Consider the following 12,235-nt stretch of genomic DNA (forward strand, 5'->3'; position numbering starts at 1 on the left):
GTTATGTCTGGTTATGAAATTAACTTTGATGGTTTAGTCGGCCCAACGCATCATTATGCAGGGTTGTCATTTGGCAATGAAGCATCGACCAAAAATAAAAAAAATAGCGCGAACCCTAAACTTGCTGCATTGCAAGGCTTAGAAAAAATGAAAACTTTGGCAGACTCGGGCTTAAAGCAGGCTGTTTTTGCACCACAAGAACGCCCACACTTGGCGACATTACGCCAACTTGGTTTTAGTGGTACAGATGAGCAAGTGATTACACAGGCCATGAAAACATCGCCTGATTTACTGTCATCACTCAGTTCGGCATCGAGCATGTGGACAGCTAACTCGTGTACCGTTACGCCGTCGGCGGACAGTGCCGATGGAAAAGTACATTTCACGCCTGCCAACTTAAATAACAAATTTCATCGCGCCATTGAGCACCCAACAACAGGGCGTATTTTACAAGCCATGTTTCACGATGAAGAATACTTTAGCCACCATCATGCATTACCCGGTGTGGCTTTATTTGGTGATGAAGGGGCAGCTAATCATAATCGCTTAGGCGGTGCATATGATCAAGCGGGTGTGAATGTATTTGTGTATGGTCAGCAATTTATTGGTAATCATTTAGGACCAAAAAAATATCCTGCGCGCCAGTCGTTAGAGGCCAGTCAAGCGATTGCTCGTTTACATGGGTTAAATGATTTAAATACTGTATTTTTGCAACAAAATCCAGATGTAATTGACCAAGGGGTGTTTCATAACGATGTGATTGCGGTGAGTAATCAACAGGTATTTTTTTGCCACGAACATGCCTTTGTACAAACAGCACATGCTTTTGCTGAAATTGAAGCAAAAATGGCAGTACTAGGTGCAGAGTTTCGTCCAATTATTGTGCCGAACTCGCGTGTTTCAGTACAAGATGCGGTGTCCACTTATTTATTTAACAGCCAAATACTGACCCGTGCCAATGGCAAAATGACTTTGGTTGTACCTGAAGAATCTCGTCAAAATAAAGCGGTTTGGGATTATCTTACTGAAATGACTCATTCAGGCTTACCAATAGATCAAATTCAAGTCTTTGATTTAAGAGAAAGTATGCAAAACGGCGGTGGCCCAGCGTGTTTACGGTTACGTGTTGCTGTGAATGAAGATGAGTTAGACGCGATTAATCAGCATGTCTTTATGAATGAAGCGGTATATGAGATTTTAACTGACTGGGTTGAAAAGCATTACCGTGATCAATTGTCACAACAGGACTTGGCAGACCCAGCTTTACTGCAAGAAAACAGAACGGCACTTGACGAGCTGACACAAATTTTAAAACTCGGTTCAGTATACGATTTTCAGCGTAGTTAATTTTGCTTACTGAGGGGTTCACATGAACATGTTACAGCAGGTCTTACAGCCAACACATGATCTTTTAGTGAAAGAGGGTGAAGAAGCCAATTTTCGCTGGTCTTGGTGGGACGAAGGTGTGGTGTGTTTTACACCGAAGATGGCTTATGACTGTTCAGTGGTGATTTCTGCAGGGGTACATGGCAATGAAACAGCACCAATCGAATTGCTCTTTAAAATTTATGATGACCTCATGGCAGGTCGGTTGCAGTTAAAGGTTGGATTGTTGCTGATTTTAGGTAATCCTGAAGCCATACGGCAAGGCGTGCGTTATATTAACTATGACATGAACCGTATGTTTTCTGGGGCGTATCAGAATATTGAAGCATGTGCTGAAACCGAACGTGTACAAAAGCTTGAGCAATATTGTCTAGATTTCTATGATATTGCACCGTATACACAGCGGTATCATTATGATTTACATACGGCTATTCGTGAGGCCATTTTTCCAACATTTGCTATGTTGCCATACCAAACACATGCCTATGACCCATTGTTATTAGCCCAGTTGAAATGTGCAGATTTAGATGCATTGGTTTATCACAATAGCGTAGGCGTGACGTTTAGCCATTTTAGTATGCACGTTTGTCATGCGCACAGTGTGACTTTAGAGTTAGGTAAAGCTAAGCCATTTGGTCATAATCATTTGGCTGACTTTAGAGGCATAGACCTGTTACTTCGTGCAGTGATTGCACAAGATACGTTGCCTTTACGCCGTAAAGAAACCATCAAACAATTTGCAGTCCAACAGGCGATTATTAAAAAAACAGCAACATTTCAACTGAATTTAAGCCCAGATGCAGCCAATTTTTCTCAGTTTAAAAGAGGAGATTGGGTCACTAAATCATCTGAACAAGACGTCATGTATGCAACAGAAAACTTTTATATTTTATTTCCAAACCCAAACGTGGCTTTAGGCTTACGTGCGGGGTTATTACTTAAACGCATAGAATGAGAGATAATAATGAAAACAATTGGCTTATTGGGTGGTATGAGTTGGGAGTCTACAGCCTTGTATTATCAGCATTTAAACAAAGCAGTACAGCAGTATTTAGGTGGTTTAAATAGTGCTAAAGTCATTTTAAATAGTGTGAATTTTGCTGAAATTGAACAATTACAACAACAAGGCGATTGGGTACAAGCTGCTGAAGTATTAAAACAAGAAGCGCAAAAATTACAACGTGCCGGGGTCGATGCAATTGTATTGTGTACCAATACCATGCACTTGGTTGCGCCAGAAATACAAAAAGCCATGACTGTGCCGTTATTGCATATTGCCGATGCGACAGCAAAACACATTTTGGCACAGGGTATACAGCGTGTTGCACTATTGGGCACAGCATTTACCATGGAACAAGATTTTTACAAAGCTCGTTTGATGGAGCAAGGCCTAGAAGTGCTTGTACCTCAAGATAAAGATCGAGTGTTTATACATCGTACCATTTATGATGAGCTGTGCTTAGGGCAGGTCAAAGCATCATCTAAGCAGTTATTTTTAAAAATCATTGAAGATTTAAAACAACAAGGGGCTCAAGGTGTAATTTTAGGCTGTACTGAAATTGTGATGTTATTGCCAGAAACCACAGCACATGACTTGCCGTTATTCGATACCACATCTATACATGTACAGTCAGCAGTTGATTTTATGTTAGACAATTAACAACGAAGTTATATGCATAAAATATGTTGTATTGGTTGATGATGGTGAGTTAGATCAGTCAATCTAAAAATAATTTTTAAATGATGATTAGTTGAAATGTGATATCTGAAATTGAGCATTTATGTTTGAGTCAGCCAATGAGCGAGGGCGTGTAGCGATTCGAGTTTAATTTTTTAAGATTTAATATATTGTTCTTTATATAAAAAATATTTTTTCTTATGTGCGTATGGTATGTATAAATAAAATGAAGTATTCAAATTTATTTTGTAATTAGAGTAGAGGTGCATGCATTTTTACAAAAATGGGTCGATGATTATGTACTATTGATTGATTTATGTTTAAATAGAATACATAACAATCGATCTGACTAAAATAAACCAATAAGGGTGTATCGATTATATGACCCAAGCTGATGAAAAAAATACATTAGTCAATAAAACGGCCGCGTATGTACCTCACGATCTAACGCAATTTGCAAGCTGTGAGGAATGTGACACGCTTTATCATAAAGTTCCTTTGGCTCAAGGTGAGAAAGCACGCTGTTTATGTTGCGGTGCAGAAATTTATAAAGATATAAAACCTTTTAGTACTTTAATTGCACTGGTATTAACGGCATTGATTATTTTTATTGTTGCCAATAGTTTTCCGATTATAAAAGTTGAGGTACAAGGTAACAGTATACAAACCACATTGCTTGGTGCAGCGTGGACGATGTTTGAAATTGATCGAGCAATTGTCGGAATTATTTTAATACTGACCACATTTATTGTTCCTCTGGTGAATTTAATCTTACTCATGTACGTGTTTGTAAATGTCGGCTGGTTCAAAAGACGACCATACTTTATGCTCTTTGCACTCAGAACCCTGTACTTATTTAGAGTGTGGGCCATGGTTGAAGTATTCTTGATTGGTATTTTAGTGACCTTGGTTAAACTGATTAGTATGGTGATTGTGATTCCTGAAATTGCACTTTGGGGCTTTGCTTTACTCAGTATTTTTATGGTGTATTTGAATGATATTAAAGTGCAAGATACATGGGATGCCATAGATAGGTATTTGCCATGAAAAATCATCAGCAAAATCATACCTATTATACGCGTGCTAGTGACTTATCTTTAATTCGGTGTCATTGTTGCGGCCTACTTAGTCATGCGAATCAGCCAATAGATGTGCAAACAGAGGAACAACCTGAACCTCAATATTGCCCCCGATGCCACTTGGCATTACATGTTAGAAAACCACAAAGTCTACAAAAAACATTCGCATTTTTAATAGCAGCCACAATTTTATATATTCCTGCAAATATACTTCCAATGACCATTACCAACTCTGTTTTCGGTAGTCAAAAAGACACCATTATGAGTGGCGTGATTTACTTTTGGCAAACGCAAGACTACCTTGTTGCTACAGTCATTTTTTTGGCCAGTATCTTTATTCCGTTATTAAAACTATTTATTCTGATCTTTTTATTGCTTAGTATTTATATGCAATCTTTAAAGCGGTGGAATTTCAGCCCAAGGCATTGCAGTATTTTGTACCGGATCGTAGAGTTTATTGGTCGTTGGTCTATGATAGATGTATTTGTGGTGAGCTTACTGACAGCACTGATTCAAATTCAATCATTAGCCACAATACTCGCAGGCCCGGGTGCTGTTGCTTTTGGTGCAGTTGTTATTTTAACCATGTTAGCTTCACTGAGTTTTGAACCACGCATGATTTGGGATAATTATTATTCAAAAAAAGAAGTTATGCATCCACCTCAGTCAACACCTGCTGAAATGAATCATAATTTAATACAGTCACATCCCCAATCTGACCCTTCCCATTCCAAATCATTAAATGAACGATAATATGTCTGAAAATATAAAAACTGATGATGGTTTAGAGCAGAAAACCAATGCGCAACAGCAACCAGAGCGCACAAATATTCTTGAACCTCAAAGAAAGAAACCACGTAGTAAAGTGTCACTGATTTGGATTATTCCCATTGTTGCATTAGTGATTGCACTTTCATTGGCTGTAAAAGCCATTTGGGAGCGGGGGCCAACCATTGAAGTGAGCTTTAGAACAGCCGATGGCCTTGAAGCAGGTAAAACCAATGTACGTTATAAGCAGGTTAATATTGGTCTTGTGCGCCAAATTAAACTCGCGTCAGACAATAGTCATGTGATTGCTCAAATTGAACTGACCAAAGATAATCGTAATTTTGCAGCCAAAGACTCACGTTTTTGGGTGGTACGCCCACGTATTGGTACAACAGGCGTATCGGGTATAGATACATTGCTTTCGGGGTCTTACATTGAAGTAGACGGCGGAAAAATATCTGAAGAACAAACCGATTTTGTGGGTTTAGAAACGCCACCAGTCGTACCATCTGATGTACCAGGAAAAATATTTTTTCTTACAGCCGATAACCTTGGATCTTTAGATATTGGCTCCCCAATTTACTATAGACGAATGAATGTTGGTCAAATTACGGCGTATAACTTATCTGAAGATGGTAAGCACGTAGAGTTACAAACATTTATTCGTAGCCCTTACGATAAATTCGTAACGACAGATGCACGTTTTTGGCAAGCCAGTGGGGTAGATGTTAGCTTAAATGCCTCAGGTTTTAGTTTGAACACACAATCTTTAGCCAGTATTGTCACAGGTGGTGTTGCTTTTGGTTATCCAGAAAATTCAAATGCCGGGATTGCACCTATAAAGAGTCAGTTTACTTTATGGAACTCGAAAGTAGATGCATTGAAAGTGCCAGATGGTAAGCCACGTAAAATTGTGATGTATTTTGATACGTCACTGCGTGGACTCGCTGCAGGCGCACCGATTGATTTTATGGGCATAAACATTGGTGATGTGACAGCAATTAATGTTGAGTTTGAGCCAAATTATCGTAAGCTACGTATGCGTGTAGATGCTGTGCTTTACCCATCTCGTTTAGCCAATGGTAAAGAAATGGATCCAACAGGGACTATTTTTAGAAGCTTTATTCAGCAAGGCTGGCGTGCACAAATGCGTACAGGTAACTTGTTAACAGGACAAAACTATATTGCCTTTGATAAGTTTAACAAAGCGAAGCCTGTGACATTAATACATCACGAGGGGGATTTAGTTGAAGTACCAACAATACCGCCTGAGCTAAATAGTTTACAAGCGCAAGTCTCTGAAATAGCAGATAAAGTAAGTAAATTCCCAATTAATGAAATTGGTGCAGATGTACGTAAAACTTTAAAAAGTATGAATACCACGATTGATTCAACAGACAAACTCGTGAAACAGCTTGACACTAAAGTTGCACCAGATTTTCAAGCGACATTAAATGATGCACGTAAAACCATGCAATCGACAGAATCAGTATTGTCTGGTGACGCACCACTACAACAGGACTTGCGTAAAGTACTACAACAAGTCACACGTACAGCGGCATCATTACAACTCATGTCTGATTATATTGAGCAACATCCTGAATCTCTGATTCGTGGTAAAAAAGGAGAAATAAAAAATGCTAAATAAAATGAAAGCACTCCGTTTGTCTCAAGTGAATCGAGTACCAGCTGTATCATTGGCAGTATTGAGTATAGTTTTGATTGGGTTAACAGGCTGTGCCAGTTCTGTGACCCCCAACTACTATACGCTTGCACCACGTGTTTTACCTGCACAAGGGGGGGCAACACTCAGAGTCATTGAAGTCTTACCTGTGAGTTTACCTGATCGTTTAGATCGCCCATCTATAATGGTTAATACAGCACAAGGTCAAGCGAAAATTTTAGACAATGATCGATGGACTTCTAGTCTAGCGACGGAATTGCATGACAGTCTCTCTTCGGGCCTTCAACAACAACTTGGTGCGGTAGATCGTTATAGTAATGGTATTTCAACCACAAGTACGGTCTACAGAATAGCGATTGATTTTTCACGTTTTGATATTATTCAATCAACATCTCCACAAAAAAATGCAGATGTTGAAGTGGAAGTGAGCTGGATAATAAAACCTATTGATCCCATTCAAACGAGCTCAACGACAAAGCAACTTATTCATAAACCTTTAAGTTGCAGAATGACTTTTAATCAAAATGTGGCCAATACAGCTACAATTCCAGATATGGTGAGTGCATCTAAATTGGCACTGAGTCGAGTCACTACAGGTATATCAGATACTGTACTTGCTGTTGAAAAAGGAACTTCTCAGGTGAGTAATACCGTTTGTTCGTAATGGGTATGTACACCAAATGCTCTATTTATGTGGCAGATAAATAGAGCTTAAAGCATGGTGTATCTACTTAGTCGCTCAACTATATTTTAAAGCACTTATTAAGAAAACTAAAGAATTTGATTTTTACATCATTTACTAACTTATTAAATATAAAATAAATTTTTTTATTATTTAGAAAAATAGATTTGAAAACCAAAAAGATTTATTTAAGAATCCTAAGTTAAATTCAAATAAAAAAACAGAGGTTCAATTCATGCAACATCCATCAAAATATACAGATCCTTATTTGGGGTATAAAGAATCTACAGTACGTGGGGTGATTCTTGGCATTTTAATGACCATTATTTTTATGGCATCTAATATTTATTTGGGGCTTAAAGTCGGGCTGACATTTGCATCATCTATTCCTGCTGCTGTGATCTCAATGGCAGTTTTACGTTATGCAAAAAATTCAAATATCTTAGAAAATAACTTTGTACAAACTCAGGCATCTGCTGCAGGAACGTTATCCTCTGTTGTTTTTGTTATTCCCGGTTTATTAATGATGGGTTATTGGCAGTCATTTCCATTTTGGCAAACGACATTGTTGTGTTTAAGTGGTGGCATACTTGGGGTTATTTTTACAGTGCCATTAAGGCAAGTCATGGTTGTAAAAAGTAGTTTGCCTTATCCTGAAGGAGTGGCAGCCGCTGAAATTTTAAAAGCAGGTGCTGTGGGTCGTGTTGCAAACGAACATGGTGAGTTATTACAAGATCAGCAACATGCTGAATCAAAAACAAACCATGCCAAAGAGATTGTATTTGGGGGTGTATTAGCAGCCATTACTACATTTCTTAACAGTGGCGTGCGTGTAATTTCAGACAGTACAAGTTTTTGGTTCAAATCAGGTACAGCCATTTTTCAGTTACCTATGGGATTCTCTTTAGCTTTACTAGGTGCAGGGTCATTGATGGGGCTTGCAGCAGGATGTGCCATATTTTTAGGTATATTTATTGCTTGGGGTGTTGCAGTTCCTGTATTGAGCAGTATTGTTCCACAACCTGAACATATGCAAATGACAGCATTCGCTCAACAACTGTGGGTATCAAAGGTTCGATTTATTGGAGTTGGGACCATTGGTATTGCTGCAATTTGGACATTACTCATTTTATTTAAGCCCATGATTGAAGGTGTTCGTTTATCTATTTCAGCATACACTTCAGTTAAAAATTCAAATGTAGCAGTAGAACGAGCAGCACGTGATTTAAGTCCAAAATACATGCTGGGCATTACTTTGTTTATGGTTGTGATTCTTTTTGTGACCTTTTACTCTTTTGTGGAAACATCAGGCTTAGACATTAAAATGGCATGGGCATTGGTGTTGCTCATGACAATCATCACATTTGTAATAGGTTTTTTAATTGCTGCCGCATGTGGCTATATGGCGGGTTTGGTCGGGTCATCTTCAAGTCCAATTTCTGGGATTGGTATTTTATCGGTTTTGGTGTTTGCTGTTATTTTATTGGTTGTGGGCAATGCTGAGCATTTAACCACATCTAGTCACGGTGTGAAATTTCTTACAGCCCTAACATTATTTGGTACTTCTGCAGTATTGGCTGTTGCTACAATTTCTAATGATAATTTACAAGATTTAAAAACAGGCCATCTTATACATGCCACACCCGAAAGCCAACAAATTGCATTAATTATTGGCAGTATTGTGGGTGCATTGATGATTTCACCATTACTAGAGTTGCTATATCATGCTTATGGTTTTGCTGGTGCAATGCCTCGTGCCAATATGGACCCGGCTCAAGCACTTGCTGCACCACAAGCGTTACTGATGACGACCATTGCACAAGGTATTTTTTCTCATCAATTGCAGTGGAATTATATTTTTATTGGTGTTTTGATTGGTGTTGTCTGTATTGTTTTAGACTTTATTTTGAAAAAAATCAGCCATAATAAAATGGGTTTACCTGTATTGGCCATTGGTATGGGAATTTATTTGCCACCCAGTGTGAATATGCCATTATTTATTGGTGCAGTCATGTTTTGGCTCATTAAAAAATACGTCAAAAAACAGACCCACATTGAACAGCAAGCAGATACCATGAAACAGCTAGAACAGCGTGGTACTTTATTCGCTGCAGGTCTTATTGTGGGTGAAAGTTTGATGGGAGTGGTTCTAGCTATTTTAATTGTGATTTCAACGAGTACGGGTGGTTCAGATTCGCCGATTGCAATTCAATTAAATAATTGGGGCCATGTTGCAGATTATTTAGGTTTGACATTCTTTAGTGTAGCGATATTCATTTTTGTGCAACGTTGTTTAAAATTAAAATAGAAGTAAGCGAACCGCTAAAATACATGGCTGAGTAATCTCGGCCATGTATGCCTGTATTTATTTCAAAATATGGCTTTAACCATGTCTTTTGTTGTTGTATGTTCTAAGACGTTTTTATTTGTTAGAACCAAGAGTCTAAAATTATAAACACTTTCAAATGCGACCTAAAATATTGGAATATTTTAATAAAACACTTTAAATCATCAGTCAAATATTTGAGATTCTTTCAAACTAAGCCATACCATCTCAGGTTCCAAAAACATAAAATGAATTTAGCTCACCTTTTTGTGAAATAAAATCATTTTTATTCATGCATGGATTGCGGTATAAATAACACCATGCTCTGAACGATAGCGAATATAAATTGTTAACTTCTCCTTGAACCTTTGGCACAAGGTAGAAAAACAAAATATATGACGAACTGTAAAATGCCAAGATTGGAATATACAGTAAGCAAGAGCAACAGACATGCAGTGTTTATCTCAAAAAATAAGGTGCCAAATCACATGACTACAGCGTTTACATTTACAGTAAAAAGCATTCGTTTCGACGAAAACTATCAGCCATCAAATAATACTCGTACAACAACAAATTTTGCGAATTTGGCTCGTGGTGAAAGTCGCCAACAAAACTTACGTAATACGCTGACCATGATGAATAATCGTTTTAACAGTTTGGCACATTGGGATAACCCCAATGCAGACCGTTACTCTTTAGAAATTGAAATTGTTTCTGTAGATATTGACGTTGAAGGCAATGGCAATACTTTTCCAACCATTGAAATATTGAAAACACATATTGTTGATCATAAAAATAATCAACGAATTGATGGCATTGTTGGTAATAACTTTTCTTCATATGTACGTGATTATGATTTTAGTGTACTACTACATGAACATAATAAAAATCAAACGCAATTTAGCGTGCCAAAAAACTACGGTGATTTACATGGAAAAATCTTTCAATCATTTGTAAATTCAAGTACATATGCAGAAAGGTTTAATAAGCAACCCGTAATTTGTTTAAGTGTTTCAACCACTAAAACATATCACCGTACTACAAACGAGCATCCAGTTTTAGGTGTTGAATACAAACAAGATGCGTACTCTTTGACCGATGAGTATTTCGCAAAAATGGGTTTGGAGGTTCGCTATTTTATGCCAAAAAATAGTGTTGCACCTTTGGCTTTTTATTTCCGTGGCGATTTACTCAGCGATTATAGTCATCTTGAATTGATTGGTACGATTAGTACTATGGAATCATTCCAACGAATTTACCGCCCTGAAATTTATAATGCCAATGCAGCAGCAGGGCAGTGCTACCAACCTAGTTTAAAGCACCAAGATTATTCGCTGACCCAAATTGTGTATGATCGTGAAGAACGTAGCCAATTGGCAGTAAAACAAGGTAAATTTACAGAAGAACAGTTCATTCAGCCATACCAAGACATTCTTGAAAAATGGGCTGCAGATTACGTTGTTTAACTGATCAATTAAAAATAGGCAAGATGACTTTATTATGAAAAAATTATTACCTACTTCAACTGCTGGCAGTTTGCCAAAACCGTCTTGGCTAGCTCAACCTGAAAAGCTATGGTCACCTTGGAAGTTAGAAGGCGATCAGCTCATTGAAGGCAAACAAGATGCTTTACGTGTGTCCCTACAAGAGCAATCTGTTGCAGGCATTGATATTGTGAGTGATGGTGAACAATCACGCCAACATTTTGTGACCACTTTTATTGAACACCTTGAAGGTGTTGATTTTGAAAAGCGTGAAACAGTTAAAATCCGCGATCGTTACGATGCAAGTGTACCTACAGTTGTTGGCCCAGTGGTACGCAAAAAGCCTGTGTTTGTTGAAGATGCAAAGTTTTTACGTCAGCAAACAGATCAGCCGATCAAATGGGCACTGCCTGGTCCAATGACCATGATAGATACACTGTATGACAACCATTATAAAAGCCGTGAAAAATTGGCATGGGAATTTGCCAAGATTCTTAATCAAGAAGCTTTAGAGCTAGAAGCAGCTGGGGTTGATATCATTCAATTTGATGAACCTGCATTTAATGTCTTTTTTGATGAAGTCAATGAGTGGGGGATTGCTACACTTGAACGAGCGATTGAAGGCTTAAAGTGTGAAACTGCGGTTCATATTTGTTATGGTTACGGTATTCAAGCCAATACAGATTGGAAAAAAACACTCGGTTCAGAGTGGAGACAATACGAAGAAGCATTCCCAAAATTGCAAAAATCGAGTATTGATATCATTTCACTTGAATGCCACAACTCTCATGTGCCAATGGATTTGCTTAAACTGATTCGAGGCAAAAAAGTGATGGTGGGCGCTATTGATGTGGCAAATCATCAAATTGAAACGCCAGAAGAAGTCGCAGATACACTCAGAAAAGCATTGCAGTTTGTAGATGCAGATAAACTCTACCCATGTACAAACTGTGGTATGGCACCGTTACCTCGTTCGGTAGCGAGAGGTAAACTGAATGCCTTAACTGCTGGTGCAGCCATCGTACGTAATGAGCTATTGAAATAAAATAGCTCAATCAGAATAAAGACTGCTTTAGCCTAGGGTTAAAGTTGTCTTTATTTTATACAATAGCCCCTTTCTCTTGTAGCTCTTTGACATGATATAGAGT

General features: G+C 38.1%; 10 protein-coding genes. All 10 read left to right on the plus strand.

What is annotated here, in order from left to right:
• Positions 1 to 3 precede the first annotated feature (3 nt).
• The 10 genes from astB to BLS38_RS07090 all read left to right on the plus strand — a co-directional run bounded on the left by astB (position 4) and on the right by BLS38_RS07090 (position 12,132).
• Positions 4 to 1,347: an N-succinylarginine dihydrolase gene (astB, locus tag BLS38_RS07045; protein ID WP_092748083.1), complete on the plus strand. Its 1,344-nt coding sequence runs from the start codon at positions 4 to 6 to the stop codon at positions 1,345 to 1,347.
• A gap of 22 nt (positions 1,348 to 1,369) precedes the next feature.
• Positions 1,370 to 2,341 carry a succinylglutamate desuccinylase gene (gene astE, locus BLS38_RS07050; protein WP_092748085.1) on the plus strand — a complete coding sequence of 324 codons (972 nt, stop codon included), beginning with the start codon at positions 1,370 to 1,372 and terminating at the stop codon, positions 2,339 to 2,341.
• Positions 2,342 to 2,350: 9 nt separating this feature from the next.
• On the plus strand, positions 2,351 to 3,046 hold the full coding sequence (locus tag BLS38_RS07055) for an aspartate/glutamate racemase family protein (RefSeq protein WP_092748087.1): 696 nt from the start codon (positions 2,351 to 2,353) through the stop codon (positions 3,044 to 3,046).
• Between the two features lie 399 nt (positions 3,047 to 3,445).
• Entirely contained in the window at positions 3,446 to 4,111 is a 666-nt protein-coding gene (locus tag BLS38_RS07060; protein WP_092748089.1) for a paraquat-inducible protein A, read from the plus strand.
• Positions 4,108 to 4,896 carry a paraquat-inducible protein A gene (locus BLS38_RS07065; protein ID WP_092748091.1) on the plus strand — a complete coding sequence of 263 codons (789 nt, stop codon included), beginning with the start codon at positions 4,108 to 4,110 and terminating at the stop codon, positions 4,894 to 4,896. The genes BLS38_RS07060 and BLS38_RS07065 overlap by 4 nt, the downstream gene beginning before the upstream one ends.
• A gap of 1 nt (position 4,897) precedes the next feature.
• The gene (locus BLS38_RS07070) at positions 4,898 to 6,559 is read left to right on the plus strand and encodes a PqiB family protein (protein WP_092748093.1); all 1,662 of its coding nucleotides are present in this window, start codon (positions 4,898 to 4,900) and stop codon (positions 6,557 to 6,559) included.
• Positions 6,549 to 7,259 carry a PqiC family protein gene (locus BLS38_RS07075; protein WP_092748095.1) on the plus strand — a complete coding sequence of 237 codons (711 nt, stop codon included), beginning with the start codon at positions 6,549 to 6,551 and terminating at the stop codon, positions 7,257 to 7,259. Before BLS38_RS07070 ends, BLS38_RS07075 begins: the two co-directional genes overlap by 11 nt.
• A 253-nt stretch (positions 7,260 to 7,512) precedes the next feature.
• Positions 7,513 to 9,585, plus strand: coding sequence for an OPT family oligopeptide transporter (locus BLS38_RS07080; protein WP_092748097.1), 2,073 nt, complete (start codon positions 7,513 to 7,515; stop codon positions 9,583 to 9,585).
• A 506-nt stretch (positions 9,586 to 10,091) separates the two neighbouring features.
• Positions 10,092 to 11,069 (plus strand): DUF1852 domain-containing protein, encoded by a 978-nt coding sequence (locus BLS38_RS07085; RefSeq protein ID WP_092748099.1) that lies wholly within the window; start codon positions 10,092 to 10,094, stop codon positions 11,067 to 11,069.
• 34 nt (positions 11,070 to 11,103) lie between these two features.
• Positions 11,104 to 12,132: a methionine synthase gene (locus tag BLS38_RS07090; RefSeq protein WP_092748101.1), complete on the plus strand. Its 1,029-nt coding sequence runs from the start codon at positions 11,104 to 11,106 to the stop codon at positions 12,130 to 12,132.
• Positions 12,133 to 12,235: the final 103 nt, after the last annotated feature.

This window comes from Acinetobacter boissieri, assembly GCF_900096955.1.
In the GTDB taxonomy this organism is placed as follows: Bacteria; Pseudomonadota; Gammaproteobacteria; order Pseudomonadales; family Moraxellaceae; genus Acinetobacter; species Acinetobacter boissieri.

What these genes read in the sequence shown, in the direction of transcription:
- astB (WP_092748083.1), top strand. Translation starts at nt 4, where the DNA reads ATGTCTGGTTATGAAATTAACTTTGATGGTTTAGTCGGCCCAACGCAT.
- BLS38_RS07090 (WP_092748101.1), top strand. Translation starts at nt 11,104, where the DNA reads ATGAAAAAATTATTACCTACTTCAACTGCTGGCAGTTTGCCAAAACCG.
- BLS38_RS07065 (WP_092748091.1), top strand. Translation starts at nt 4,108, where the DNA reads ATGAAAAATCATCAGCAAAATCATACCTATTATACGCGTGCTAGTGAC.
- BLS38_RS07075 (WP_092748095.1), top strand. Translation starts at nt 6,549, where the DNA reads ATGCTAAATAAAATGAAAGCACTCCGTTTGTCTCAAGTGAATCGAGTA.
- BLS38_RS07060 (WP_092748089.1), top strand. Translation starts at nt 3,446, where the DNA reads ATGACCCAAGCTGATGAAAAAAATACATTAGTCAATAAAACGGCCGCG.
- BLS38_RS07055 (WP_092748087.1), top strand. Translation starts at nt 2,351, where the DNA reads ATGAAAACAATTGGCTTATTGGGTGGTATGAGTTGGGAGTCTACAGCC.
- BLS38_RS07085 (WP_092748099.1), top strand. Translation starts at nt 10,092, where the DNA reads ATGACTACAGCGTTTACATTTACAGTAAAAAGCATTCGTTTCGACGAA.
- BLS38_RS07080 (WP_092748097.1), top strand. Translation starts at nt 7,513, where the DNA reads ATGCAACATCCATCAAAATATACAGATCCTTATTTGGGGTATAAAGAA.
- astE (WP_092748085.1), top strand. Translation starts at nt 1,370, where the DNA reads ATGAACATGTTACAGCAGGTCTTACAGCCAACACATGATCTTTTAGTG.
- BLS38_RS07070 (WP_092748093.1), top strand. Translation starts at nt 4,898, where the DNA reads ATGTCTGAAAATATAAAAACTGATGATGGTTTAGAGCAGAAAACCAAT.